Origin of the sequence: Deinococcus aquaticus, from assembly GCF_028622095.1 — a bacterium.
In the GTDB taxonomy this organism is placed as follows: Bacteria; Deinococcota; Deinococci; order Deinococcales; family Deinococcaceae; genus Deinococcus; species Deinococcus aquaticus.
In genome coordinates, this window is sequence record NZ_CP115165.1 from 3005858 (window position 1) to 3031864 (window position 26007).

Annotated in this window: 22 protein-coding genes; 12 read left to right on the forward strand and 10 right to left on the reverse strand. The window is 70.3% G+C overall.

The genetic code is table 11. From position 1 onward, the window contains the following. Positions 1 to 49 precede the first annotated feature (49 nt). Positions 50 to 790 carry an IclR family transcriptional regulator gene (locus M8445_RS14515; protein ID WP_273988651.1) on the forward strand — a complete coding sequence of 247 codons (741 nt, stop codon included), beginning with the start codon at positions 50 to 52 and terminating at the stop codon, positions 788 to 790. On the opposite strand, the gene M8445_RS14520 is transcribed toward M8445_RS14515, so the two are convergent. The 3 genes from M8445_RS14520 to M8445_RS14530 all read right to left on the reverse strand — a co-directional run bounded on the left by M8445_RS14520 (position 759) and on the right by M8445_RS14530 (position 5262). Then, positions 759 to 3188 (reverse strand): EAL domain-containing protein, encoded by a 2430-nt coding sequence (locus tag M8445_RS14520; RefSeq protein WP_273988654.1) that lies wholly within the window; start codon positions 3186 to 3188, stop codon positions 759 to 761. The genes M8445_RS14515 and M8445_RS14520 overlap by 32 nt on opposite strands. A gap of 87 nt (positions 3189 to 3275) precedes the next feature. Further along, positions 3276 to 3941, reverse strand: a complete 666-nt coding sequence (gene sdaAB, locus M8445_RS14525; RefSeq protein ID WP_273988656.1) for an L-serine ammonia-lyase, iron-sulfur-dependent subunit beta — start codon at positions 3939 to 3941, stop codon at positions 3276 to 3278. 37 nt (positions 3942 to 3978) lie between these two features. Beyond that, entirely contained in the window at positions 3979 to 5262 is a 1284-nt protein-coding gene (locus M8445_RS14530; protein ID WP_273988657.1) for a lycopene cyclase family protein, read from the reverse strand. Between the two features lie 168 nt (positions 5263 to 5430). On the opposite strand from M8445_RS14530, the gene M8445_RS14535 reads away from it, so the two are divergent. From M8445_RS14535 to M8445_RS14545, 3 genes are read left to right on the forward strand one after another with little or no spacing between them, the layout of a single operon-like run. Next, positions 5431 to 6330, forward strand: a complete 900-nt coding sequence (locus M8445_RS14535; protein ID WP_273988660.1) for an alpha/beta hydrolase — start codon at positions 5431 to 5433, stop codon at positions 6328 to 6330. Positions 6331 to 6371: 41 nt separating this feature from the next. Continuing rightward, complete coding sequence (locus tag M8445_RS14540) at positions 6372 to 6749, forward strand: hypothetical protein (protein ID WP_273988661.1); 378 nt, start codon at positions 6372 to 6374, stop codon at positions 6747 to 6749. After that, the gene (locus tag M8445_RS14545; protein ID WP_273988663.1) at positions 6746 to 7177 is read left to right on the forward strand and encodes an inorganic pyrophosphatase; all 432 of its coding nucleotides are present in this window, start codon (positions 6746 to 6748) and stop codon (positions 7175 to 7177) included. The genes M8445_RS14540 and M8445_RS14545 overlap by 4 nt, the downstream gene beginning before the upstream one ends. 49 nt (positions 7178 to 7226) lie before the next feature. Here M8445_RS14545 and M8445_RS14550 read toward each other — a convergent pair whose 3' ends face one another. From M8445_RS14550 to M8445_RS14560, 3 genes are all read right to left on the reverse strand, one after another. After that, positions 7227 to 8138, reverse strand: coding sequence for an alpha/beta fold hydrolase (locus M8445_RS14550; RefSeq protein ID WP_273988665.1), 912 nt, complete (start codon positions 8136 to 8138; stop codon positions 7227 to 7229). Positions 8139 to 8199: 61 nt separating this feature from the next. Continuing rightward, entirely contained in the window at positions 8200 to 8928 is a 729-nt protein-coding gene (locus M8445_RS14555) for a response regulator (RefSeq protein ID WP_273988666.1), read from the reverse strand. Continuing rightward, positions 8925 to 10649, reverse strand: coding sequence for an ATP-binding protein (locus M8445_RS14560; RefSeq protein ID WP_425557494.1), 1725 nt, complete (start codon positions 10647 to 10649; stop codon positions 8925 to 8927). The genes M8445_RS14555 and M8445_RS14560 overlap by 4 nt, the downstream gene beginning before the upstream one ends. A 155-nt stretch (positions 10650 to 10804) precedes the next feature. On the opposite strand from M8445_RS14560, the gene M8445_RS14565 reads away from it, so the two are divergent. The 3 genes from M8445_RS14565 (at position 10805) to M8445_RS14575 (ending at position 13895) form a co-directional block, all read left to right on the forward strand. After that, the gene (locus tag M8445_RS14565) at positions 10805 to 11755 is read left to right on the forward strand and encodes a Bug family tripartite tricarboxylate transporter substrate binding protein (RefSeq protein ID WP_273988667.1); all 951 of its coding nucleotides are present in this window, start codon (positions 10805 to 10807) and stop codon (positions 11753 to 11755) included. A gap of 113 nt (positions 11756 to 11868) precedes the next feature. Beyond that, complete coding sequence (locus M8445_RS14570; RefSeq protein ID WP_273988669.1) at positions 11869 to 12405, forward strand: tripartite tricarboxylate transporter TctB family protein; 537 nt, start codon at positions 11869 to 11871, stop codon at positions 12403 to 12405. Further along, positions 12405 to 13895: a tripartite tricarboxylate transporter permease gene (locus tag M8445_RS14575; RefSeq protein ID WP_273988671.1), complete on the forward strand. Its 1491-nt coding sequence runs from the start codon at positions 12405 to 12407 to the stop codon at positions 13893 to 13895. The genes M8445_RS14570 and M8445_RS14575 overlap by 1 nt, the downstream gene beginning before the upstream one ends. A gap of 196 nt (positions 13896 to 14091) precedes the next feature. On the opposite strand, the gene sodA is transcribed toward M8445_RS14575, so the two are convergent. Then, entirely contained in the window at positions 14092 to 14715 is a 624-nt protein-coding gene (sodA, locus tag M8445_RS14580; RefSeq protein WP_273988673.1) for a superoxide dismutase [Mn], read from the reverse strand. A gap of 223 nt (positions 14716 to 14938) precedes the next feature. Between sodA and M8445_RS14585 the strand changes: the two genes are divergently transcribed. Both M8445_RS14585 and M8445_RS14590 read left to right on the forward strand, forming a co-directional pair. Beyond that, on the forward strand, positions 14939 to 16618 hold the full coding sequence (locus M8445_RS14585) for a chloride channel protein (RefSeq protein ID WP_273988674.1): 1680 nt from the start codon (positions 14939 to 14941) through the stop codon (positions 16616 to 16618). Between the two features lie 116 nt (positions 16619 to 16734). Further along, positions 16735 to 17976: an MFS transporter gene (locus tag M8445_RS14590; protein WP_273988675.1), complete on the forward strand. Its 1242-nt coding sequence runs from the start codon at positions 16735 to 16737 to the stop codon at positions 17974 to 17976. A gap of 164 nt (positions 17977 to 18140) precedes the next feature. On the opposite strand, the gene M8445_RS14595 is transcribed toward M8445_RS14590, so the two are convergent. Beyond that, a complete protein-coding gene (locus M8445_RS14595; RefSeq protein WP_273988676.1) occupies positions 18141 to 18965 on the reverse strand; it encodes an amino acid ABC transporter ATP-binding protein in 825 nt (274 codons plus the stop codon). 319 nt (positions 18966 to 19284) lie between these two features. Between M8445_RS14595 and M8445_RS14600 the strand changes: the two genes are divergently transcribed. From M8445_RS14600 to M8445_RS14610, 3 genes are all read left to right on the forward strand, one after another. Then, a complete protein-coding gene (locus M8445_RS14600; protein WP_273988677.1) occupies positions 19285 to 20253 on the forward strand; it encodes a TAXI family TRAP transporter solute-binding subunit in 969 nt (322 codons plus the stop codon). Positions 20254 to 20421: 168 nt separating this feature from the next. Further along, positions 20422 to 22578, forward strand: coding sequence for a TRAP transporter permease (locus M8445_RS14605; protein WP_273988679.1), 2157 nt, complete (start codon positions 20422 to 20424; stop codon positions 22576 to 22578). A 261-nt stretch (positions 22579 to 22839) separates the two neighbouring features. Further along, on the forward strand, positions 22840 to 24015 hold the full coding sequence (locus tag M8445_RS14610; protein WP_273988680.1) for an AI-2E family transporter: 1176 nt from the start codon (positions 22840 to 22842) through the stop codon (positions 24013 to 24015). Between the two features lie 105 nt (positions 24016 to 24120). Here the strand turns inward: M8445_RS14610 and M8445_RS14615 are convergent, their stop codons facing one another. Together M8445_RS14615 and M8445_RS14620 are read right to left on the reverse strand one after the other, a co-directional pair. After that, positions 24121 to 24912 (reverse strand): amino acid ABC transporter permease, encoded by a 792-nt coding sequence (locus tag M8445_RS14615; RefSeq protein WP_273988681.1) that lies wholly within the window; start codon positions 24910 to 24912, stop codon positions 24121 to 24123. Positions 24913 to 25228: 316 nt separating this feature from the next. Then, positions 25229 to 25987 (reverse strand): ABC transporter substrate-binding protein, encoded by a 759-nt coding sequence (locus tag M8445_RS14620; protein WP_273988682.1) that lies wholly within the window; start codon positions 25985 to 25987, stop codon positions 25229 to 25231. Positions 25988 to 26007 lie beyond the last annotated feature (20 nt).

Genomic DNA, 26007 nt, shown 5'->3' on the forward strand with positions numbered 1-26007 from the left:
CACATGCCCGGCCTTTCCGGTGTGACCGGAAACGTGGCAGACTGCGCGCATGGCCTCCCCTTCCCTGCTATCCGGCGCGGTGGATGTCCTGACTGCCTTTGACGCGGATCACACCGAGTGGCGCCTGTCGGACCTGTCGTGGCAGCTGGGTGTGCCGACCAGCACCCTGCACGAGCAACTGCTGGCGCTGTGCGAGACGGGGCTGCTGGTGCGGGTGGGGCGCGGCCGCTACCGGCTGGGGTGGCGGCTGCTGAAACTGTCGAGCGCTCTGTACGGCAGCCTGCCGTGGTACGCCCCGGCGCACGCGGCGATGGAGCGCGTGGCGCGCGGCACGCACTGTCTGGCGTTCCTGTGCGTGCTGGACGGCGAGGACCGGGTGCTGTGCGTGGCGCGCAGCGTGCAGGGCCGGGACGGACCACCCGTGGCGGGCGAACTGGATTTCGAGCTGCCCGCCCACGCGACCGCCAGCGGGAAACTGCTGCTGGCGCTGGCCGGGCGGCCCCTGCCAGCGGAGGCACGGCCGTTCACGGCGCACACGGTCACGGACGGGCAGGCGTGGGCAGTGCAGGCGGCCGCGATCGGCCGGGACGGGTACGCGGTCACGGCGGACGAGTGGGCGGACGGCACCGCCAGTCTCGCCGTGCCGGTGCGGGAGGCGGGCGGGCGGGTGCTGGCCGCGCTGGGCATCAGTCTGCCCACGCCACGCCTGCGCGGGCGGGACGCGCCGCTGCGCTCGCTGCGGGACGCGGCGGACGCGGTCAGCTGGGAGCTGGGGTGGCGTCCGGAATGAGTTCTGCGGCCTGCGTGGGCGGCAGTGGGCGCGACAGCAGGAATCCCTGTGCGTGGTCGCAGCCCAGCCCGGCCAGGATCCGGCGCTGCTCCTCGGTTTCGATGCCCTCGACGGTCACGGTCATGTCCAGCGTCTGCGCCAGCTGAATCATGGCGGTCATCAGGGCCGTGACGCGCGGCCCGCGCGGGCCGGTCAGGGCGTTCGTGAACGACCGGTCGATCTTCAACTGATCGAACGGCAGCGCCTGCAACATGCTGAGGCTGCTGTACCCGGTGCCGAAATCGTCGATGGCGATCTGCACGCCCAGCGCCTTGAGGTCCCGCACGTGCGTCTGCGCGCGTTCCAAGTCGTGCATGACCAGACTCTCCGTGACTTCCAGGATCAGGTGCCGGGCACTCAGGCCCGTCTGCTCCAGCGCGCTGCGGACGGTCTGCACGAAGTCCGGCAACTCGAATTGCAGGGGGCTGACGTTCACGGACATGAACAGCCCGCGCCGCTCGAAGCCCCAGCGGACGGCCTGCGCGCACGCCCCGCGCAGCACCCACTCCCCGATGTTCAGGATGGCGCGGCTGTCCTCGGCCAGCGGAATGAACTGACCGGGCGGCACGAGGCCGCGCGTGGGGTGCTCCCAGCGGACCAGCGCCTCGAACCCCGCCAGCCGCAGGCCGCACAGGTCGTGCCGACCCTGGTAGTGCAGGCGCATCTCGCCGCGTTCGCAGGCGCCGCGCAGGTCACGTTCCAGCTGTTGCCGCTCGCCGGGTTCGCCCATCTGCGCCTCGAAGTGCAGCACCTGATTGCCGCCGCTGCGCTTGACGCGGTACATGGCGAGGTCGGCGTGCTGTTGCAGCGCCCCGGCGTCCGTGCCGTCGGCGGGGGCCACGGCGCACCCCACGGACGCCGTGATGTTCACGCGCTGCCCACCCAGCGTGAACGGGCGCGCCAGGGCGTCCGCGAGTTTCTGGGCGACCAGCGTCACGTCCTCGCGGGCGGCCACGCGGCTCAGCAGCACCGTGAACTCGTCGCCGCCCATGCGGCCCACGAGGTCGGTGCTGCGCACGGCCTCCCCGAGGCGGCGGGCCACCTGTTGCAGCAGGTTGTCCCCGGCGGGGTGCCCGAGCGTGTCGTTCACCTGCTTGAAGCGGTCCAGGTCGATGAAGATCAGCGCAGCCTGCTGCCCGGCTTCCAGGCTGCCCAGCGTGTCGTGCGTCACCTGATGAAAGTGCGCGCGGTTGGCGACGCCGGTCAGGGGGTCGTGCGTGGCGCGGTGCAGCAGCACCTGCTGCGTCTCCTGAAGGGCGCGGTTCGCCTGCGCGAGTTCCACGTTGCGCAGCCGCTCGATTTCCGCCTCTCGGTTCAGCAGTTCCAGGCGGATCTCGGCGGTCAGGAGTTGCGAGCGGGCGTCGACCTCGCGGGCGTGCATCTGGCGTTCCAGGTCGAAGTGCTCGCGGGCGGTTCTGAGGGCCTGTTCGTGGCGGCCCTGCTGCTCGAGCAGGTCGGCCAGGGCCTGCAGGGCCAGCGCCTCCTGCGGCCGGGTGCGGGCCTCGCGGCTGATGCGCAGGCTCTCGCGCAGCAGCGGCTCGGCCTCGTCCAGGCGGTTCAGGCGCAGCAGGGCGCGCGCGGCCGTGACGCCCTGACGGCACACTGCTTCCAGGTCCTGCCGGGCGCGGTTGGCGTTCAGGTCGTCCAGCGCCACGCGCAGCGCCTCCTCGGGCCGGTCCTGGCGCAGCAGGGCGCGGCTCACGCATTCCTGCACGGTGGACGTCCAGCGGGGCGGTCCGGACTCGCGGATCACGTTCAGGTGCGCGGCGGCCAGGGTCAGCACCTCGGCACTGGCGTGCATCTGGTCCTGAATGGTGATCAGGTGCGTCATGGAGGACGCCAGCATCACCGGGGACTGGAGCGCCTCGGCGATCTGGAGGGCCTGCTGGTGGAACGACAGCGCCTGCGTGATGTTGCCGGTGTCGCTGTACAGGCTCGCGAGGTTGTTCAGCGCCCGGAAGCTGCCCATGCGGTCCCCGGTGTCCTGCGTGATGCGCAGGCTGTGCAGGAATGCCTCGAGCGCGCGGTCGTACTGCCCGAGGCGGTCGTGACCGAGGCCCAGGCCGTTCAGGGCGCGGGCCTCGGTCTGGCGGTCGCCCAGTTCACGCGCCAGCGGCAGGCAGTGGCCGATCTGCACCAGCACCTCCGGCAGGTCCCCAGTGTACAGCGCGCACCCGGCCAGCAGCAGGTGCGCCTGCGCGCACGCCGCCCGGTCGCCCTGCGCCTCCGCGCGGCGCAGCAGGGCCGCGATCTGGTCCTGGGAGCGTTCCGGCGTGTGGTACATCCCGGCTTCCAGCGCCTGCAACTGCTCCAGCAGCGTGCCGGAAGGGGGTGGAACGGGGGGGCCTGATTGCGTCACGGGGGAACCTCCTGCCAGCGCGGACTCTGCCCACACACTAGGCAGGGACGCACCACAGAAACGTCACACTCCCGCAACCTTCAGGCGCTAGCCGTCCATCAGTTTGGGCAGCATCCGCACCCAGTTCACGTCAGGCCAGCGGTTCAGGAACGCCAGCGCCTCGGGGCTCAGGGCCTGATCGAGTTCGATGGCCAGCAGCGCCTGCCCGCCGCGCGTGTCGCGGGTGCAGGTCAGGGTGGCGATGTTCACGCCGTCGGCGGCGATGGTACTGGCGATGCGGGCGATCATGCCGACCGCGTCCGAGTAGCGCAGCAGCGCGGTGGGACTGGCGGCGCTGAAGTTCACGCCGAGGCCCTGCACCTGCGCGACCTGAATCACGCCGCCGCCCGTGCTGCTGCCCTGCACCGTGACGGCCTGCGTGTCGCCCTTCACGGCGATGCGGGCGGTGTTCGGGTGCACGTCACCCAGGTCCGCGTCCCGGAATTCGAAGGTCAGTCCGGCCGCCTGCGCCTCCTCGAAGGCGTGAGGGAGGCGCTGGTCGTCGGGCCGCATGCCCAGCAGTCCGGCAATCAGCGCGAGGTGCGTGCCGTGCCCGCGCCCGGTCTTGGCGAAGGAGGCGTGCAGGTCGATGACCGCGCTGCGGGCCTCCTCGCCCAGCAGGTGGTGCGCGACCAGTCCCAGACGGCAGGCGCCCGCCGTGTGGCTGCTGCTGGGGCCGATCATCACCGGGCCGATCATGTCCAGAAGGCTCATGCGGTCAGTGTACGCGCGCCCGGCGAACAGGTGGCCTTCAGGGGCGCGCGGCGGCGTTCAGGGCGTGCAGGCTGGTCCCGGCGTGCCGCAGGGCCGCGCGGGCCAGCGGAAGGCGCACGTGGGCGGGCGCGTGCGCGAACAGCCGCAGCATGGTGCGCGCCAGCGGGCCGGGCGGGGTGCGCGGGTCCAGGAAGGCGTGCCAGCGCGCGGGCGGCAGCGCGAAGAACGCCGCGAAGAAGGCGGGCAGGGCGCGCGGCGGCAGGTTCAGCAGGGCCTGCACGCCCAGCAGGTGCACGGCGCGGGCGGCGCGGCGTTCCGGGGGCCACAGGGCGTCCCAGCCGGCCTGCACCGGGTCGCCGCCATCCCGCAGAGCCCCGGCAATTGCGTCTGCCACGGCCGGGGCGTCCCGCAGCGCGCCGCTCACCTGAAAGCCGCTGATCGGGTGGACCAGTCCGGCGGCCGCCCCGAAGGCCAGCACGCTCCCCTCCCCGGCTGCGGGGGGGGCGGTGTTCATGGGGAAGGACACCCACTCGTCGCTGATGATCTCGCGCGGCGGGGTGCCCTGGGCGTGCAGGCGGGCGTGCAGGCGGGCTTCCAGGTCCTGGCGGGTGGGGGCGGGCCGGGCGATCAGGCTGGTTTCCTCCACGAAGTACCGGTCGCCGCCCAGGTGCATGGCGTACAGGAACGTCGCGCCGCCGCGCAGGTCAGCGGGCGGGTCCCCGTGTGGCGTGCGGTAGTCCATCCACACGACCGCGCCGGGCGCGCTGGGTGGCCGGTCGAAGGTCGCCACGATCCCGTACGCCGTCTGCAGGGCCGCGCCGTCCGGGTGGCGGTCCGGGTGCCGCAGCAGCGCGGGCTGGTGACCGCTGGCGTCAATGACCACGCGGGCCTCCCAGCGGGCGGGCTGCCCATCCTGCGTGCCCTGCACCGTCCAGCCGCCCGCCGTGCGTGTGGCCCCGCACACCCGCGCGGCCGTGAGGGTCAGTCCCCGCCCGGCCCGGCCGAGCAGCGCGGCGCGCAGGCCCGCGTTGTCCAGCAACGTGTACGGGCGCAGCAGCGGCGTGGGCTGCGGTCCGGTATACACGCGCACGTCCGCCCAGGTGTGCGCCGCGCAGTCCTGCGCCCAGCCGGGCAGGTCGTCCCGCCACGCGCCGTACGTGGCCGGGAACGGGGCGTGCGGGGCGGGGTCGGTCACGCGGACGCTCAGGCCGCGCGCGCTCAGTTCGGCGGCCAGGGCCAGTCCGGCGGGGCCGGCGCCGACGATCAGGGCGTCCGTCGGCGGTCCGGACAGGCCCGTGGGGGGGGAAGCGTCGGCGGTCATCTGGCCCGCAGGCTAGCGCGGCCCGGCCCGGCGCGAGTGTGCGCCCGCACCCCCCCGCACCGGCCGGGCCACAGGAGCCGGGGGGCGGCGAAAGCATCAAGGGCCTCTAAGGGCCGAGTGTGCTGCGGCACGCAGCGGCCCGTGCGGGCGGCACTCTAGCCTGCGCGCATGAGCACTCCTGACCACTCCTCCCGCCGCCCCGCTGCCCGACGCCTGCTGCTCGGGGCAGGCGCGCTGGCCCTGGGCCTGTCCCTGGCCGCCTGCTCGCGTGACGGCGCGCAGGGCTTCCTGAACAACGTGACCAGCACCGGCGGCCTGACCGTGAAACGCGACGTGTCGTACGGCCCGGACGCCCGCAACGTCATGGACATCTACGCGCCGCAGAACGCGCAGGGCGCGCCGGTCGTGCTGTTCATCCACGGCGGCTCCTGGCAGAACGGCGACAAGGACGGCCACAAGTTCGTCGGGGAGTCCCTGGCGCGCGCCGGGTACGTGGCGGGCGTCATGAGTTACCGCCTCGCGCCGCAGAACGTGTACCCGTCGTACGTGCAGGACGCCGCGCAGGCCCTGAAGGTGCTGCGCGCCGACGCCAAGACCTTCGGCGGCAACCCCGACAACCTGTTCGTGATGGGCCACTCGGCCGGGGGATTCAACGCCACCGAGATGGTCGACAACGCCCGCTGGCTGGCCGAGGTGAACGTGCCCGTGGGGAGTATCCGGGGCGTGATCGGCGTGGCCGGGCCGTACTCCTTCGATTTCCGTACCTTCCAGTCGGCCGTGGCCTTCCCGAAAGGCGCCACGCCCGACGAGGTCATGCCCGACCGCCACGTGCGCGCCGACGCGCCCCCGCACCTGCTGCTGGTCGCGCAGAACGACGACACGGTCGAGGCGTACAACGGCGTGAACATGGAACGCGCCCTGCGCGCGGCGGGCGTGCCGGTGGAACTCAAGGTGCTGCCGCGCGTGGGGCACATCACGATCATCGCGGCCATGTCCCGGCCCCTGACGTTCCTGGGCGACACGCGCGCGCAGGTCATCCGCTTCATCGAGGAGCGCCGCCTGAAGTGAGCGCCGCCTGAAAGAACGCGGCGGGGCGGTAGATTGGGCGCATGTCCCGCTCCGCCCTGCTTCTCATTGCCCTGGCGTGCGCGCCGCTGCTGGGCGGCTGCCGTTACACGTTCGTGCCGCTGATTCCCGCGCAGGTAAACGTGGACCTGCCCGTGCGCCTCACGAGCGCCACGCTGGAACGGCAGGGCGAGACCCTGAAGCTCTCGGCGCAGGTGGACGGCCGTTTCGAGCCGGGCTTCCTGACCGTCCGCTGGTTCGACGGCGGCCGGCTGCTGGGCACCGACAGCGTGTACCTGGACGGGGCGCAGCGCCGCGCCGCCTTCACGTGGATGGCCGCCCAGCCCGGCACGTACCGCGCGGTCCTGTCGTTCGGCGGGACGGTGCTGCGGCAGGTCGAACTGTACGAGGTGCAGCCGTGACGCCAGCGGGCGGGCCGCAGCCGCGCACCTGGGACGGCGTGGTCGAGTGGACGGCCGGCACCCGCGAGCGGTTCATCTGGCAGGCCGGGCAGCTCAAACCGCTGCGGACCGAGGCGTGGGACGCGCCCGTCAATTACGGCTGCGTGCCCGGCACCTGGAATCCCGCCGACGACGCCGAGGTGGACGCCGTGTGGCTGGGCGGGCCCCTGCCGGTCGGCACGCGCCGCACGCTGGCCCCGGCAGGGCTGCTGCACCTGCATGACGGGGATCACAAGGTCATCTTCGACGCGCGCCCCACCGCGCCGGATGCACCGCTGGACGGCGCGGCCGTGCAGGCACTCCTGAACTGGTTCCCGCCCGACCGGGGCGCCCGCCTGCTGCCGGCCCACGAGGCCGCCGCGTGGCTGGCCGACTGCAGCACTCCCTGAAAAAGGGGCGGCTGAAGAAGGGTCCGGGACGCGCTGGAACGGGGCGAGGTCAGGGTTGCGCGAGCGGCTGGGCGGGCCGGGATGGCTGGGTAGACCGGGATGGCTGGGCGGGCGTCCAGACCTGCACGACCTGCGTGAGGCGGGCGCTCACCCACGCGAACGCGTCGCTGCGCGGTGTGGTGACGGCGCTGTGGTCCTCGCGGGACGACACGAACAGCTGCAGGCCCTGGCGGGTGCCGTCCAGGCGGGTGTTGACGCTCAGGTCGAACAGGTAGTTGACGGGCAGGCCGCCGCTGGCGCTGCGGGCCGGGTAGCGTTTGCTCTGCACTTCCAGGTTGACGGTCACGTTGGGCCACACCACGTCCTTGATGTTGCGGCGCGCGCCGTTCACCTGGATCAGGTCGCAGGCTTCCAGCAGGCTGGGCGTCTGGTCGTGGCCGCGCAGCAGCGCCTGGAAATCGCCGCGCCAGCCGACGCAGATGGCGTCCAGGTCGATCTGCACGTCGAAGGTCACGTCCGGGTTCACGCGGGTCAGGTGGTGCAGCCACACCGCCCCCTGCGAGTGTCCCAGCAGCACCAGCCGGGGCGGGTGGGGGCCGCGCAGCCAGGGTTTGATGGCGGTCAGGTCGGCCTGCAACGCGGCGTACCCGCGCTGGTCGGCCCCGATGAACGGGGACCGGAACTGCCCGGCCGGGTGGCTGGCGTACCCGCTGGCCTGCACGCTCAGGCCGCGCGCGGTGAACACGCCGGCCAGGGCGTCCAGCGTGCCGCGCCCCGACAGGTAATCCACGTTGTCACGCGGGGCCTGACAGGGCGGCCCGCACCGGCCGGAGACCGACAGGATCACCACGTCGGGCGGCGGACCAGCCAGGTTCAGGGGCGGGGTGCGCGGGGCCTGCGGCGTGAACCGGGGGGCGCACGCCGTGAGCAGCACAAGCAGGAGCAGAAGCGGAGCGCGCATTCGGCCCCCAGTGTAGAAGCCCTGCGGCAGCGGTAGGTCATGCAGATGCCATTTGCTCCGTTCAGGGCTGGTCGGTGGGCTGCCCGGCGGGGCGGTCGCTGCGGCGGTACAGCTTGGCGGGGCGGCCCGCCTGCCCGTACTGGTGGTCCAGCTGGGCCGCCCCGCTGCGCACGAGGTGTTCGAGGTACCGCCACGCGGTGACGCGGCTGAGGCTGACCTGCTCGCCGATGTCCTCGGCACTGACGGGGTGCGGGGCGTCCCGCAGGGCCTGCGCGACGCGTTCGAGGGTGTTCGGGTCGATGCCGCGCGGCAGGCTGGGCAGGGTCGGGCCGAGGCCCAGCAGGCGGTCCAGGCGGCCCTGGTCGAGGCGGCCCTGGTCCACGCGGCCCGCCTCGGCGTGGTGGCGGGCGCGGTGGCGGGCCAGCAGGTCGTTCAGGCGCGCGCCGGTAAACGGTTTGATCAGGTAGTCGAACGCGCCGTGCGCGAGGGCGAGGCGCACGCTGGCCTCGTCGTCGGCGGCGGTGATCAGGGCCACGTCGGTGGTCAGGCCCTGGGCGCGCCAGTGGCGCAGCAGGCCCAGGCCGCTGCCGTCGGGCAGGTGCACGTCCAGCAGGATCAGGTCGGGGGTCAGGGCGCGGGCCAGGGCGTCGGCCTGGGCGCAGGTGGCGGCGCTGCCGACGACGTGCACGTCCGGGTCGCGTTCCAGCAGGTCGCGGTTCACGCGGGCGACGCGCAGGTCGTCCTCGACCAGCAGGACTCGGGTGGGGGCGGGCGCGGCGGCTGGGTTCATGGGTGATCTCCGGCAGCATACGGGGCGGGGTCGGGGGGGTCGTCGGTGGGCGGGCCGGACCGCAGCGCGCCAGGAGCCGGCAGGCCGGGGTGCAGCGGGGTGGGGCGCAGCGGGGTGGGCAGCGGCAGGCTCAGCAGGAACACGGTCCGCCCGTCCCGGCGGGTGTGGCGCAGTTCGCCGCCCAGGGCGTGCAGGCGCACCGTCACGCCGTGCAGGCCGTAGCCGCGGCCCTCGCCCTTGCTGCTCACGCCGCGCTCGAACAGGCGGGTGCCCAGGTAGGCGGGCACGCCGGGGCCGCTGTCCTCGACCTCGATCTGCATGCCTTCCGGGTCCTCTCCGATCAGGACCGTGACCTGTCCGGGCTGGCCGCCCAGGGCCTCGAAGGCGTTGCCGGTCAGGTTGCCCACGGCGCTGACCAGCGTGTCGGCGTGCCGTTCCCAGATGGGGCCGAGGCTGCTGCCCTCGGCCACCTGAAAGTCGATGCCGAGTTCCTGCGCCCGCTCGCGTTTCCCGGCCAGCAGGGCCACCAGCCGGGGCACCTGCACGTCGTGCAGCAGTTGCCGGAACTGAGAGTCGGCGTGAATCTCGGCGTTCAGGACGCGCAGGGCCTCCTCACTGCGGCCCAGTTGCAGCAGGCCGGACAGGACGTGCAGGCGGTTCTGGTACTCGTGCGTCTGGGCGCGCAGCACGTCCACGAAACCGCGTGCGTGCGTGAGTTCCTCGGCCAGGGCCAGCGCCTCGGCCCGGTCTCGGAAACCGGCCACGAACCCACCGGCGTCCAGCGGTTCGAGGTTCACGAGGACCGGCTGCCCGCGCAGGGTCAGTTCGAGGTTCTGGTGGCGGCCCGGCGCGGCGGGGTCGGTCACGCGGGCCAGTTCCGGCCACAGCTGCGCCAGCGGGGCGTGGTCCGGTCGGCCCAGCATGCTGACGGCGCGGTCGCTGCTGAGCGTGACCTGACCGGCGGCGTTCACGGCCAGCACGCCCTCGCGCAGCGCGGCCAGCACGGCCCGCTGCTCGCTGACCAGCGCAGCGATCTGTTCGGGTTCCAGGTTCAGGATCTCGGCCCGCAGGCGCCGGGCGGCCCACACGGCCCCCAGGGTGCCCAACGCCAGCGCCAGCACAAACCAGGGCAGCAGGCTGACGAGCGCGCCCAGTACCAGGTGCCACACCTGCGGCATCAGGTACCCGGTGCTGACCACGCCCACCACGCGCCCGCCGCGCACGCCGCCCGCCCAGACGGGCACCTTGCCGCGCACGCTCAGGCCCAGGCTGCCGCGCGCCACGCTGACGACCTCCTGCCCGGCCAGCGGCAGGGCGTTGTCGCCGCCTTCCATGGGTTTGCCCAGCCGCTCGGGCAGCGGGTGCGCCAGCCGCACGCCCCGCCGGTCCCCGACCACGATGAAGTCCGCTTCGGCCTCGGCACGCAGAGCGTTCACGCGGGCGTTCAGGGCGGCGTCCGGCGCGGCGCGGGTCGCTCCGACGATCACGTCCGGCAGGCGCGACACGATGCGGCTGGCCGTCAGGGCGCGTTCCCCCAGGCGTTCGCGGGCCTCGCCGTACAGTTGCGCGGTCTGCACGGCGACCAGCAGCAGCGTCATGGCGCACAGCACCAGCAGGTGCAGCCGCACGAGGCGGCCCTGCAGGTCAGGGCGTCGGGAGAACACGGCCATCGGTACCAGCGATTCTAGGCGGCGGGCGGGCGCGGGGCCGGTTGTGTTCATTCTGTTCACACCTGTGCGTTACGTAAGCGGAAAGCGTCGTGCTGCGCGCAACAAACGCCTTGTAGTAAAGGCCGCGTGAGGGTAGGGTAGCCGGGTACTGACAACCCAGACCGGCTGCCCACCCGAGCGGCAGCCCACCCCCCCGGAGGTTCACCATGAACGTGAAAACTGCTGCCCTTGCCCTGTCCGCCCTGCTGAGTACCGCCGCCCCCGCCGCCGCGCAGAACCTGAACCTGCGCGTCATGGCCCCCGCCAGCCCCGGCGGCGGCTGGGACCAGACCAGCCGCGCCATCCAGACCGTCATGCAGGACGAGGGCATCGCCAAGCCCGTGCAGGTGTTCAACGTGCCCGGCGCGGGCGGCACCATCGGTCTGGCGCAGCTGTACAACAGCAAGGGCGACGGGAACCTGCTGATGACCATGGGCCTCGTGATGGTCGGCGCGATCCAGACGAACAGCTCCAAGGTGGACCTGAGCCGCGTGACACCCATCGCCCGCCTGACCGGCGAGTACGAGGTCATCGTGGTGCCCGCCAGCAGCCCCTACAAGACGCTGGGTGACCTGGCAGCCGCCTGGAAAGCGAACAACGCCCTGGCCTTCGCCGGGGGCAGCGCCGGGGGCACCGACCACATGCTGGTCGGCCTGTTCGCCAAGGCGGCGGGCGTGGATACCAAAAAGATGAACTACGTGCCGTTCAGCGGCGGCGGCGAGACCCTGGCGGCCGTGCTGGGCAACCAGGTCGCGGCGGGCGTCGCCGGGTACGGCGAGTTCGAGGCGCAGATCAAGGCCGGGAAGCTGCGCGCCCTGGGCATCAGCGCCCCCAAGGCGCAGGCCGGGATTCCGGTGCCCACCATGAAATCGCAGGGCTTCAACGTGGACCTCGCCAACTGGCGCGGCATCGTCGCCCCTCCCGGCATCAGCGGCAGCCAGAAGGCCACGCTGGTCAGCGCCATGGACAAACTGCACACCAGCAAGGCCTGGAAGGACACCCTGAAGACCCGTAACTGGACGGACCTGTACATGAGCGGCAGCAAGTTCGACGTGTTCCTGAAACTCGAAGCGGTCCGCACCCGCGAGATCCTGAAAGACATCGGCCTTGTCAAATAACGTCAAGTAACACCGACTTTTTCAGCGGTCCGGGCGGCGGCGAGTTTCCTTCGCCCCGCCCGGCTTGCTGTGCCTGCTTCCTTTATCCATGGTCTCCACACGAGGTTCGATTCATGTCTGATTCCACCGTCCCCCCCATCCCACCTGCTCCTGCGGCCCCTTCCGCGCGGCCCGGCCTGAGCGTCCCGGACCTGCTGGTCGCGCTGGGCGTCGTCCTGCTGGGCGCGCTGCTGCTGGCTGGCACGCTGCGGATTCCCTTCGGGATCAATGCCGTGGTCGGCCCGCGCGTGTTTCCGCTGATCGTGTCGGTTGGCACGCTGCTGCTGGGCGCCCTGCTGACCGTGAACGTCCTGCGCGGCGGCCGCGCCGAACCGGCCGCCGAGGAGGACACCGACCCGGACGCCCAGCCCGACCTTCGCCAGCCGGGCCTGATCCTGGGCGGGTTCCTGCTGGGCGCCGCTCTGCTGCAACCGCTGGGTTTCGTGATCGGCACGGCCCTGATGTACTTCAGCGTGGGCTTCGCGTTCGGTGAGCGGCGCGCGCCGCTGCTGGCGGGCGTGGCGCTGGCCGTGGCGCTCGTCACGTACGTGGTGTTCACGCGCGGCCTGGGCCTGACCCTTCCGGCCGGCATTCTCAAGGGCGTGCTGTGATGGAGGCCGTCACCTCTCTGCTCGCGGGTTTCGAGACGGCCCTGACGCCCCTGAACCTGCTGTGGGCGCTGATCGGCGTGACGCTGGGTACCCTGGTGGGCGTGCTGCCCGGCATCGGCCCGGCCCTGACGGTCGCGCTGCTGCTGCCCGTCACGGCGCAACTACCGCCCGTGAGTGCGTTCATCATGTTCGCCGGGATCTACTACGGCGGCATGTTTGGCGGCAGCACCACCAGCATCCTGCTGAACACGCCCGGCGAGAGCAGTTCGATCATCACGGCGCTCGAAGGCAACAAGATGGCCCGCAAGGGGCGTGCGGCCGCCGCTCTGGCCACGGCCGCCATCGGGTCGTTCGTGGCTGGAACCATCGGCACCATCCTGCTGACCTTCGCCGCGCCCGCCATTGCCAACGTGGCTGTCATGATTCCGCCCAGCGCCAAGTTCGCGCTGATCATGCTCGCGTTCGTGACCATCAGCGCCACCTTCGGGAACTCCCCACTGCGCGGCCTGATCAGCCTGTTCTTCGGCCTGACCATCGGGCTGGTCGGCACGGACCTGCAGAGCGGGCAGGCGCGCTTCACGCTGGGCCGCCCGGAACTGCTCGACGGCATCGAGTTCGTCACGGTCGTGATCGGCCTGTTCGCCGTGGGCGAAACGCTGTTCGTCGCCAGCCGCCTGCGCAAGGACAAGGCCAGCGTCATCAAACTGGATGGCAACGCCAGCATGACCCGTGAAGACTGGCGGCGCTCCTGGAAACCCTGGCTGCGCGGCACGGCCCTGGGCTTCCCGTTCGGCGCGATTCCCGCCGGCGGCGCCGAGATTCCCACGTTCCTGTCGTACACCCTGGAACGCCGCCTGAGCAAGCACCCGGAAGAATTCGGCAAGGGCGCCATCGAGGGCGTCGCCGGGCCGGAAGCCGCGAACAACGCCAGCGCGGCGGGCGTGCTCGTGCCGCTGCTGACGCTGGGCCTGCCCACCAGCGCCACCGCCGCCATCCTGCTCGCCGCGTTCCAGCAGTACGGCCTGCAACCGGGCCCGCTGCTGTTCGTCACGAACGGCGACCTCGTGTGGGGCCTGATCGCCAGCCTGTACATCGGGAACGTCATGCTGCTGGCCCTGAACCTGCCGCTCGCTCCCGTGTGGGCGCGACTGCTGCTGATTCCCCGCCCGTTCCTGTACGCCGGGATTCTGGTGTTCTCCACGGTCGGCGTGTACTCCCTGAACAACTCCGTGTTCGACCTGATCCTGCTCGCCATCTTCGGCGTGATCGGGTACGGCATGCGCCGCTTCGACTTTCCGGTCACGCCCGCCATCATCGGCGTGATCCTCGGCCCGGTCGCGGAAAGTCAGTTCCGCACGGCGCTGCAGCAGAGTAACGGCAACCCCACCATCTTCCTGCAGAGCCCCCTGACCGTCTTCATCCTGCTGGCCGTCCTGGCCGCCCTGATCGTCCCGGCCGTCCTGAAAGCCCGCGCGGCCCGCCGGGTCTGATACGGACTCCGGTTGAATGGTTTGCACAAACCATTTAACCCGAGCGGAGCGAGTGGGAGCCGGACGGGTTCCGGGCGTGGAGTTGGCAACCCGGTGTGGTTCCGGGTTGTTAACGAAACAGACGGAATCCGTCTGATACACACAGACAAGCGCCCCCGACCGTGATGGTCGGGGGCGCTGTCATGCCGGGAAGAGGTTACTTCGCGGCGGTGTAGCGGCGCGCAACTTCGTCCCAGTTCACGACGTTCCAGAAGGCCTTCAGGTAGTCCGGGCGCTTGTTCTGGTAGTTCAGGTAGTAGGCGTGTTCCCACACATCCACGCCCAGGATGGGGGTGCCGCTGACGCCAGCGACGGCCTCGCCCATCAGGGGGCTGTCCTGGTTGGCGGTGCTCACGACGGCCAGCGCGCCGTCCTTGACGACCAGCCAAGCCCAGCCGCTGCCGAAGCGGGTCTTGGCGGCGTCCTCGAACTTCTCCTTGAAGGCGTCGAAGGAACCGAAGGCGGCGTTGATGGCGTCGGCCAGTTCACCGCTGGGTTGCCCGCTGGCCTGGGGGCCCATGACGGTCCAGAACAGGCTGTGGTTGGCGTGGCCGCCGGCGTTGTTGCGCAGCGCGCCTTTCTTGTCGGCGGGCACCTGATCGAGTTTGGTGATCAGTTCCTCGACGCTCAGGCTGGCAAACTCGGTGCCTTCGAGGGCCTTGTTCGCGTTGTCCACGTACGCCTGATGGTGCTTGGTGTGGTGGATTTCCATGGTGCGCGCGTCGATGTGGGGTTCGAGGGCGTCGTAGGCGTAGGGCAGCTGGGGAAGTTCGTAAGCCATGATGAGCTCCTTTACAGGCCGGGTGGGCGGTCCCGCACGGTGCGGGCCGTTCCCGGCGACCGCTGTGTATCTTACGCGCCGCCGCGCCGCTGCGTGGAGGCCCGGCGGGTTAAGGCGGACTTCATGTTGCCCGGCAGGTGCCGGGTGGGCGACCGGTGCGCCCTGCATACGGCCACGCACTGGTGCGCGTGCAGGTCGGGCAAATGCTCTAGCATGGCGGGTAATGCGTTCTCCCCTGCCCCGCGCCGTCCTCAACCGCCTGGAAACCGGGCGGCTGGTGGTGCTCAGCGTGCTGCTGGGCGCCCTGGTCGGGGGCCTGAGCATCATCCTGCGGCTTACGCTGGACGCCGCCGTGCGGCTGGGCACCCTGATCACGGATTACGCGCCGCCCGGCACGACCGGCGAGGGCGGCCTGATGATGGCCTTCGGAACGGCCGCTCCGTGGGGACTGCTGGCGCTGCCGCTGCTGGGCGCGCTGTACGCGTGGCTGGTCCCCGCCCGGCTGGGTGACCCGCTGACGCAACTGGTGCGCGGCTACCACGGGCGCGGGCAGTGGCCGGGGCCGCTGGTGCAGGTGCGGACGCTGCTGGCGACCCTGCTGGCGTACGGCTCGGGCCTGCTGATCGGGCGGGACTCGGCGTTCACCATGACCGGGCAACTGGGCGCGCGGCTGATGCAGCGCGTGACCCGCCTGGACGCCGTCGAGGTCCGCACGCTGACCCTGGCGGGCGCGGCGGCGGCGCTGGGCGCGGTGCTGCACGCGCCGCTGGCCGCCGCGATCCTGATTGCCGAGGTGCTGTACCGCCGCTTCGAGTTCGAGTTCGAGGTGGTCATGCCGTGCGTGCTGGCGGCCGTGGCCGGGACGGCCGTGTACGGACTGGCGTTCGGCTTCGCGCCGCTGCTGGCCTTCCCGGACGTGCAGGTGCCGGCCAGCACGCAGTTCCCGGCGTTTCTGCTGGTGGCGCTGGCGGCCACGCTGCTGGGCTGGCTGTCGCTGCTGGCGTGCCGGGTCGTGCCTGAGGCGTGGTCCGAGGGGCGGTTCCGGCCGCTGCTGGGCCTGATCTTCGGCGGGATCACGGCGGCCGCCGCCGTCTTCAGCACGCCGGCCGTGCTGGGCGACGGGAGCGGCTGGGTGCAGCTGAGCGCGGCCGGGTTCATGGGCACCGAGGGCCTGGGGCAGAGCGCGTGGCGCTGGCTGCTGCTGGCGCTGGGCGCGCAGATCGCGCTGGGCGGCGGGGTGCTGCCGTCGGTGGGTGTGGGCGGCCTGCTGGGCGCGGGCCTGAGCAGCCTGCTGGGCGTGGATACCGCCACCGGCAGCATGGTCGGGGCGGTCGCGTTCCTGACGGTCACGCTGAACGTGCCGCTGGCCGCCACGCTACTGGCCGTCGCGTGGGGCGGCGACACGCTGCTGCCCGTGGCGCTGGTCGCCAGTGGCGTGGCGCACGTCCTGAGCGGCACGAGCGGAATCGTTCCGTCGCAGCTTCAGGCCCGGCGGGACAGCGCCGTGCATGCCGGGCCGGCGTGGCTGCCGGACTCCGTGCGGTTCATCTCGCGCCGGCCCACGGCCGGGCAGCCCGGCGTGCCGTTCGACGCGCCGCAGGACGCCCCGGCCACCCAGCCGGACGCCCTCAGCCCGGACCTGCCGGTGGACGGCGACCTGCTGCCCGCCCCCACCGCCGAGCGCGAACTGTACCGCCGGGTCGTGCCGCCCAGCTGGCGCGGCGCGCGCCTGAGCATCCTGAGCCTTCCGCCGGGTGTGGAGGTGGTCGGGATCGTCCGGGACGGCTCGGTGCGCCTGCCCCGCCCGGAACTGCGCCTGACCGCGCAGGACGAACTGGTGTTCCTGGCCCGCCCGGAGGCTTACAACGCGCTCGAAGGCATCCTGCGTCTGCCGGGCAGCTGAAACCGGGACGGGTCGGCCGCCGACACACTGACCGCTGACGTGCCCCTGCCGGGCTGTCCTGGCATGCGGAACCGCTTCCGGCTGGCCCGGCGGCCGGGCGGCGTGCGGCGCGGATAATGCCGCTCATGACGCCTGCCTCTTTCCGCGCCTGGGACCGGAACGAACGGCTGGGCATCCTGAACGGCTGGGCGGTATTCACCGGAGACGGGTTCCTGAACGTGTCGGTCGTCGTCGTGGGCTTTGCCGCGCGGCTGGGCGCGCCCAACTGGGTGATCGGGCTGCTGCCGGCCATCGCGGCGGGCGGGTGGATGCTGCCGCAACTGCTGGTGGCCGCGCGGGTCCGTAGCCTGCCGTTCAAGTTACCGGTGTACCGGTCGGCAGCGCTCGTCCGGACCGGCACGTACGTGGCGATGGTCCTGATCGCGGCCCTGCTGACGGACAGCCCGGCGCTGTGCCTGACGCTGTTCGTGCTGGCCATGCTACTGAACGCCCTGGCGTCCGGCGTGTCCGGCCTGCCGTTCCTGGAAGTGGTCAGCAAAACGGTACCGTCCGCGCGCCGCCCGCGTTTTTTCGGGACGCGCAACCTGTACGGCGGCCTGCTGGCGTTCGGGGCGGGCCTGCTGGTCCGCTGGATTCTGGCGTCGGACCTGCCGTTCCCGCTGAATTACGCGCTGATCTTCGCGCTGGGCACGGCGGCGTTCACGTTCGGGTACTGGGTGTTCGGACTGGTCACGGAGCCCGCCGATCCGCCCCTGGCGCGGCAGGGCACCCGCGCGGAGTTCCGCGCCATTCCCGCCACGCTGCGCGACCCGCACTTCCGGGCGTTCCTGATCGTGCGCCTGCTGCTGGCGGCCGCCAGCATGAGCGAACCGTTCTTCGCCGTGAACGCCCTGCGGGAATTGAACTACCCGGCCGCCACGCTGGGCGTGTTCGTGATGGCCCTGACCGGCGCGGCCCCCCTGTCGAACGTGGTGTGGCAGCGCGTGGCCGAGCGCAAGGGCTCGCGGCGCATCATCCGCTACGCCAGCGTGTTCTACGGTCTGGCCCCGCTGTACGCCATCGCGGTCGGCGCACTGGGCCTGAACGCCTGGGCGTACCTGGGGGTGTTCGTGCTGTCCAGCGTGGCCACGCAGGGCTTCAACCTGGGGCACACCAATCACCTGCTGAACATCGCGCCCGAGGACGCCCGCAGCCGCTACATCGGCACGCTGAACACCCTGGTCGGCGCGGCCCTGTTCACCCCGGTGATCGGGGGACTGCTGGCCGACCGGGTCGGGTACACGCCCGTGTTCGCGGTCAGCGGCCTGCTGTGCGCCGCCGCGTGGTGGCAGTGCGGGAAACTGCGCCGCGACGCGTAGGCCTGACCGGAAGCCAGCCAGTCATCCGGCCCCCCTCCCCCCTCCGGTTGACCGTTTCCGTGGACGGTTCAACCGAAGCTCATACGGACTCCGTCTGTTTCGCTCCTGCTCGCACATCCGCTCGGATTGACCGGTTTTCGCAAACCATTCAATCGGAGTCCGTATCAGTGGTCCAGAATCTTGCTCAGGAACTGCTTGGCGCGGTCGTGCTGCGGGTTCTGGTAGAAGTTCTCGGGCGTGGTGTCCTCCACGATGTTGCCCTGGTCGAAGAACAGGATGCGGTCGGCGACCTCACGCGCGAAGCCCATCTCGTGCGTGACGACCAGCATGGTCATGCCGGTGCGCGCCAGTTCCTTCATGACGTCCAGCACCTCCTTGATCATCTCGGGGTCCAGGGCGCTGGTGGGCTCGTCGAACAGCATCACCTTGGGGTCCATGGCCAGGGCGCGGGCAATCGCCACGCGCTGCTGCTGCCCGCCGGACAGTTGCGCCGGGTACTTGTGCGCCTGCTCCTCGATGCCCACGCGGCGCAGCAGGTCCAGGCCGCGTTTGTCGGCGTCGGCCCTGGTGGCCTTGCGGACGCGGGTGGGGGCCAGCGTGATGTTCTCCAGGACGGTCAGGTGCGGGAACAGGTTGAACGACTGGAAGACCATGCCGACCTCGCGGCGGATGGCGTCCAGGTTGCCCTTGCCGTTCAGGGGGATGCCGTCCACGGTGATGGTACCGCCGTCGTGCGCGTCGAGGGCGTTGATGGTGCGGATGAAGGTGCTCTTGCCGCTGCCGCTGGGGCCGATGATCACCACGACCTCGCCGGGCTGTACGGTCAGGTTCACGCCCCGCAGCGCGTGGAAGGTGCCGAAGTGCTTCTGGACGTTCTGCGCGTCGATGATGGGCGGTCCGTCCTTCTGCCCGGCGGGCGCGCGGGTCTGACCGGGCAGGGGGGCCGGGCCGGCAGCTTCTTTACTGAGGGACGGGGAGGAATGCGTCATGCAGGCAGTCTACCGTCCGCCCGCCGGGCGTGACAGGACTGGGCCGGGCTGTGCTTGTGCTGGGCTGTGCTGGGCGGGCGCGGTCCACACGCTCCGTGCCTGCCACGGGCCGCACCCGGGTGTCGCCGCGCCCAGGTTTCGAAAGGCGGCCCGGCGGGTTTCGTTGACGGGTGGGCGATCCTCTGTACGAAACCCGCCCGGTCCGTTAGAAGGCGGCGCCGTCAACTGTTTATCAGGCCTGCATGCTAGGATGACCTCTATTCTCACGCGCGGTTCAGGCTGCCTGCAGGCCGCCGAACCTTTCAAAACAGGAGTTCCCATGAAGAAAAGCACCCGTCAGCTGACCGCTGTTCTCGTTCTCGGTACGGCCGCCGCCGCCCTCGCCCAGGGCACCACCTTCCTGACCATCGGGTCGGGCAGCACCACCGGCGTGTACTTCCCGGTCGCGACCGGCATGGCCAAGATGCTCAACGACGCCGGCAGCGGCGTGCGCGCCAACGCCCGCTCGACCGGCGGCAGCGTGTTCAACATGAGCGCCATCGCCAGCGGGGAACTCGACGCGGCCGTCGCGCAGAACGACGTCGTGTACTACGCGTACAAGGGCACGGGCCTCCAGGCGTTCCAGGGCAAGGCGAACAGCAAACTGCGCACCATGGCCGTCCTGTACCCCGAGGTGCTGCACGTCGTGGCGCGCAAGGACAGCGGCATCAAGACCATCGCGGACCTGAAAGGCAAGCGCGTGGTCATCGGTGACCTGGGCTCCGGCACGGAGCTGACCGCCAAGCAGGTCATGGAAGCGTACGGCCTGGGCTTCGACGACCTGGGGCAGGCGCTGCGCGTCTCGCCCGCCCAGGGCATCAGCCTGATGCAGGACAAGCGCGCCGACGCGCTGTTCTACACCGTGGGCGTGGGCGCCAGCGCCATCGCGCAGATCGCGCAGACCGTGGACGTGAACATGGTCCCGGTCAGCGGGAACCAGGCCAGCAGCCTGCTCAAGAAGTACCCCTTCTACGTGCGGTACAACATTCCCGCCAAGAGCTACAAGGGCATCGGCGCGACCGTGCCCAGCGTCGCCGTGCAGGCCACGCTGGTCACCAGCACCGCCATGAGCGAGGACGCCATCTACAAGGCCATGAAGGGCATCTTCGACAACGAGGCCGACCTGAAGGCCATTCACCCCAGCCTGGCCACCAACTTCAGTTACGCCAAGGCCGTCAAGGGTCTGCCCGCGCCGCTGCACCCGGGCGCCGTGAAGTTCTTCAAGGAAAAAGGCCTGAACGTCAAGTGAGTGCAGGCACTCCGGTCCGGGGCGAGGCGTCCTGAACCGGAACAGCCGGGGCCAGCCGTGACATGATCGGGCTGGCCCCACACCTTGATTCCCGCCCGCCAATTCCCGCACCGGCGCACCCGCAGACCCCGGTCCGGGCCATTTCTGTTCAAGGAGAACCCCAGACGCATGAGTGATCCCACCAGACCCATCAGTTCAGACCCGACCCTGACACCGCCCGGCACCGAGATGACCGAGGGGGAACGCCGCGCCATCGAGATGGTCGAGGCGGCCGAGACCGGCGGCCGGAAACTTCAGGGGGCCCAGAAGTGGCTGGTGACGCTGCTGGCCGTCGCGTGGTGCGTGTACCAGATGTACGCCGCGCAGGTCGGGGACATCGACACCCTGACCCTGCGGGCCACGCACCTGGCGTTCGCGTTTGCGCTGGCGTACCTGGTGTTCCCGTTCCGGAAGACGCCGGGCCGCCCGCAGACGCGCGTGCCCTGGTACGACTGGATTCTGGGCATCGGCGCGACCGCGACGGCCGTCTACCTGATTGCGCGGTACCCGAACATTGCTGGCGAGCAGGGCGGCACCCTGACCACCCCGGACGTGTGGGTGGGCAGCGGCATGGTGATCCTGCTGATGCTGGCCGCGTGGCGCACCATCGGGATTGCCATGCCGATCGTGGCGGGCGTGTTCATGCTGTACGCCCTGACCGGCCCGCGCGGCCTGATCCGGGGCGACCTGGGACCGCAACTGCAACTGCACGCCGGGCAGACGTGGCCGCAGGTGGTGGGGCAACTGTTTGCTAACACCGAGGGCATCTTCGGGACGGCCATCGGCGTCTCGGCACAGATCGTGTTCCTGTTCGTGCTGTTCGGCGCGATCTTCGACAAGCTGGGGGCCGGCGAGTGGTTCATGAACGTCGCGCAGGGCCTGCTGGGCGGGTTCCGGGGTGGTCCGGCCAAGGCCAGCGTGCTGAGCAGCGCCCTGAACGGCATCATCTCGGGTTCGGCGGTCAGTAACGTCGTGACCGGCGGGAACATCACCATCGGCACCATGAAACGCGTGGGGTACAGCGCCGAGAAGGCCGGGGCCATCGAGGTCGCCAGCTCCAGCAACGGCCAGCTGATGCCGCCCGTGATGGGCGCGGCGGCGTTCATCATGGCGCAGAACCTGAACATCGAGTACCGCAGTCTGATCCTGGCGGCGGCCATCCCGGCGTTCCTGTGTTACGGGGCGCTGCTGGTCGTCACGCACATCGAGGCGCTGAAACTGAACCTGCGGGGCCTGCCGAAGAGCGAGTTGCCGCGCGTGCGTCAGACGCTGCTGTCCGGCTGGTACTACCTGCTGCCGCTGGGGTACCTGATCGGCACGCTGACCATCAACCCGGAGGCCACCCCGGAACGCGTGGCGCTGAACACCATCTTCATGATGATGGTCATGATGTTCGTGCAGGAAGCCTTCTTCGCCGCGCGTGACGGTCGCGGCCCGGGCCGGGGCCTGCTGGACGGCGGCCGCAAACTGATCGAGGCTTTCGAGAGCGGCGCGCGCTCCATGATCGGCATTGCCATTGCCACGGCCGCCGCCGGGATCATCGTGGGCATCGTGACCATCACGGGCCTGGGCTTCGGACTGGCGGACATCGTGCAGCTGGCCAGCGACGGCGTGCGCTCCCTGATGGCCTTCGCGGGGCCGCAGGTGGCGACGTTCGCGTCCGTGCTGGTGGTGCTGTTCATGGCGCAGCTGATCGCCCTGATTCTGGGCATGGGTCTGCCCACCACCGCGAACTACATCCTGATGAGCGCCCTGATCGTCCCGATCATCGCGAAGGTCGCGGGCCTGGATACCAGCAACCCGGCGCAGATGCTGCCCGTGCACATGTTCGTGTTCTACTTCGGGATCATGGCCGACAGCACGCCCCCGGTGGCGCTGGCGGCGTTCGCGGCGGCCGCCATCAGCGGCGGGAACCCGGTCGCGACCGGCGTGCAGGCCTTCAAGTACGAGCTGCGCACCGCGCTGCTGGCGTACATGATGTTCTTCAACCCGCAGCTGCTGCTGATCGCGAACGGCCGCCTGAACGGGGTGCCGTTCGGGGAGGCGGTCTTCATGGTGATCTTCGCGTTCATCGGGCTGGTGGCGTTCAGCGCGGCCACCATGCGCTTCCTGCACCGCAAGACCAACCCGGTGCAGATGCTGCTGCTGCTGATCGCGTCGTTCATTCTGATCATTCCCACGCAGATCGTGTGGAACCTGACCGCGCTGGCGCTGATTGCCGCCGTGTACTTCTGGCAGAAGGCGGGCAGCCGCTCCGAGCCGCCGGCCACACTCAACGCCGCCTGATACGGACTCCGGTTGAAAGGTTTGCAAAACCTTTCAACCCGAGCGGAGCAAGCAGGAGCAAAGAGGATTCCGGGCGTGGAGTTGGCAACCCGGTGCCCCTCCGGGTTGTTAACGGAACAGACGGAATCCGCATGAGCCGCCGCGCCTGATCTGCTCCGCCCGATCAGGGGTCCCTCAAGGAATACCCAAGCTGAAACGCCCCGCCCACCGTGCCGGGGCGTTTCGCGTGGCGGGGCGCGGTGTCAGGATAATGAGGTGAACGTGCCCCGCCCTCCCACCTCCTCTGAACGCCCGGCCCGGCCTGACTGGCGTGACGCCCGCGACGTTCCGCAGCTGCTGCGGACCCTGTGGGCGCAGCCGCCCGTCCGCCTGATCGCCTACCTGCTGCTGCTGCTGGCCACGTTGCGGACGCTGATGTGGGGCTCGCAACTGCTGGCCAGTGTGACCGTGACCGTCATCGCCGCGTATGGCCTGGCGTTCCTGGCGAACCCGCTGCTGTCGTGGCTGGAAAGCCGCCGCGTGAGCCGCATGGTGGGCGTCCTGCTGCTGCTTTCCGTGACCATCGCCCTCACGACGCTGCTGGTCATGACGGTCAGTTCTCAGGTGACCGGGCTGATCAACGGCATTCCGGATCTCGCGCGGAACCTCAAGGGCATCATCAGTTCGGGTCTGGACCGTCTGGACAGCGTCAAGGGTGCCGAGGGCATCAAGGACAGCCTCTCGAAGTACATCGACGAGCAGACCACCAACCTGACCACCAACACCGGCCCACTGCTGGAACGGCTGGTGAACGCCGGGCCGGACGTGCTGGGTACCCTGACCAGTCTGGTGGGCTGGCTGGGGCAACTGGGGTTCATCGTGACGCTCGCCATGTACTTCATGCTGGATTACGACCGGGCGGGCCGCAGTGTCCTGACGGTCTTCCCGCGCCGCTGGCAGCCCACGCTGCTGCGCCTGTCGGACGACGTGAGCAGTAGTTTCGGCGGGTTCCTGCGCGGGCAACTGCTGCTGATGCTCAGCACCGCCGTCCTGGCCACGGCGGGTCTGATGGCCCTGCGGGTCCCGAACGCGCTGGCGCTGGGCCTGCTGAGCGGCCTGCTGAGCCTCGTGCCGTACGTGGGCATCGTGGTGGCCGCCGCCGTGCCCATGCTGCTGGCCATCTCGCAGGGTGCGCTGACAGTCGGGCTGGTGGCCGCGCTGTACTTCATCATCAACCAGTTGCAGGGCAACGTCCTGGGACCGCTGATCATGGGCCGCACCATGCGCCTGAGCCCGGCCGCCATCCTGATCGCGCTGCTGGTCGGTCTGGCTGTCGCCGGGGTGCCCGGCGCGATCCTGGCGATTCCGCTGGCCACGCTGTTCAAACGCTGGCTGAAACGCTACTGGATGACCACGCCCGCCTACCGGGGCGGCAGCAGCATCGACTCCGGCCGGTAGGTCGCCTGTCCCCTGCGCGGACCGCACCACGGCCACCGAAGGCAGATCAGAAACAGGCACCGGACGTATCACGCGTCCGGTGCCTCGTCTGTGAGCGGGAATCGTTCAGCGGGTGGCGATCTTCACGCGGCGTTCCAGCTGATCGGTGAAGAAGGTCATCACGGTCGTCAGGGCGAGGTACACGGCCCCCACAGTCGTCAGGACCGGCACTGGCAGGAAGCTCTCGCTACTGACCCGCTGACCGGCCAGCGTGAGTTCCAGCAACGCGATACTGGAGGCCAGCGAGGAGTCTTTGAGCAGCGCCACGAGGTTGTTCACCAGGGGCGGCACGACCAGCCGCAGCGCCTGCGGCAGCACGACCGTCCGCATGGTCTGCGCGCCGCTGAGGCCCAGACTGCGGGCCGCTTCGGTCTGCCCGCGCGGAATGGCCAGAATCCCGGCGCGGATCACCTCGGCGTTGTACGCCCCGACGTTCAGGGACAGGGCGATCACGGCCGACCAGAACTCGTTCAGTTGCACGTCCAGACCGATGCCCGCCAGGATGGGCGGCAGGGCGTTGTACACGAACAGAATCTGAATCAGCAGCGGCGTCCCGCGAATCAACCACACGAACAGGTTGGCGGGCGCGCGGACCAGCCACGACGCGCTGGTCTTCTGAATGCCCGCCACCACGCCGATGATCAGGCCAATCAGCCCGCTGACGACCGTGAGTTGCAGCGTGATCTGCGCGCCCTCCACGAACAGGTCGGCGCGCGGCCCGATCGGGTCGGGCATCTGCCGCAGGATCACCGTGATCAGGTAGAACAGCAGCAGGAACGCGGCGGCCGCACCGACCAGCCACAGCAGGATCGCGCCGGGACCGAGCGGTTGATTCCGGGGGGTGGCAGGAGTCGTCAAGGGAGCCTCCGGAAGGAAGGGTCAGGTAAAAAAAGCGAGCTGATCTGCATTTGAAAGATAATGGCACACCCGCCGGACCAGTGGAAACCTGACCGGTCAAGACAGCGCAGCCCCCCACTCAGGAGGGGCCTGCGTCCCGCCAGGAGCGGCAGCTCAGCGCAGAATGCTCAGTTGCCCACTCGTACGGATTCCGTCTGTTTCGTTGACAACCCGGCAGGGCACCGGGTGGCCAACTCCACGCCCGGAATCCGCAGGGCTCCCACTCGCATCCGCTCGGATGGAACGGTTCTTGCAAACCATTCCATCGGAGTCCGTATCAGTTGCGGCAGCGGACGTCCGTACCGAAGTACTGGCCGCTCAGCTTGGCGTACGTGCCGTCGCTGAGGCTCTTGGTCAGCGCGGCGTTCAGTTCTTTCAGCAGGCCCGCGTTGCCCTTCTTGACGGCCATGCCGATGCGCTCGTTGAACAGCAGGCTCCCGGCGGTCAGTTTGCCCTTCTGGGCTTTTACGAGGTCCAGGCCGGTGAACTTGTCGCCCACCCAGGCGTCCACGCGGCCCGCCATCAGCGCGGCCTGCGCGTCGGTGTCCTTGGGGAAGGTCTTGACGTCCTTCACGCCCGGCACCTTGCGCACGTTGTCCAGGTAGGTAGTGCCGACCTGCACGGCCACGGTCTTGCCCTTCAGGTCAGCGGCCGTCTTGGGTCCGCCGACCCGGCTGACGATCGCGCCGCCCGTGCAGTAGTGCGGGTTGCTGAAGTCCACAGCCTTGGCCCGCTCGGGCGTGATGCCGTGGCTGGCGATCACGAAGTCGTACCGGTCCTGCTGCAACCCGATCAGCAGGCTGTCGAAGGGCTGCGTGACCCACTGGACTTTCAGGCCCAGCTGCTTGGCGAGCTGATTGGCGAGATCAACCTCGAAGCCGGTCAGTTCCTTGCCCTTGAGCAGGTTGAAGGGCGGGAAGGCGCCCTCGGTGGCGATCTTGATGGTGCCGGACTTCTTGATGTCTTCCCAGGAGCGGGCCTGTGCGGTCGTGGCGAGCAGGGCCAGGGCGGTCAGGGTCAGCAGTGCTTTTTTCATGGGAGCTCCTTATCCGGTAC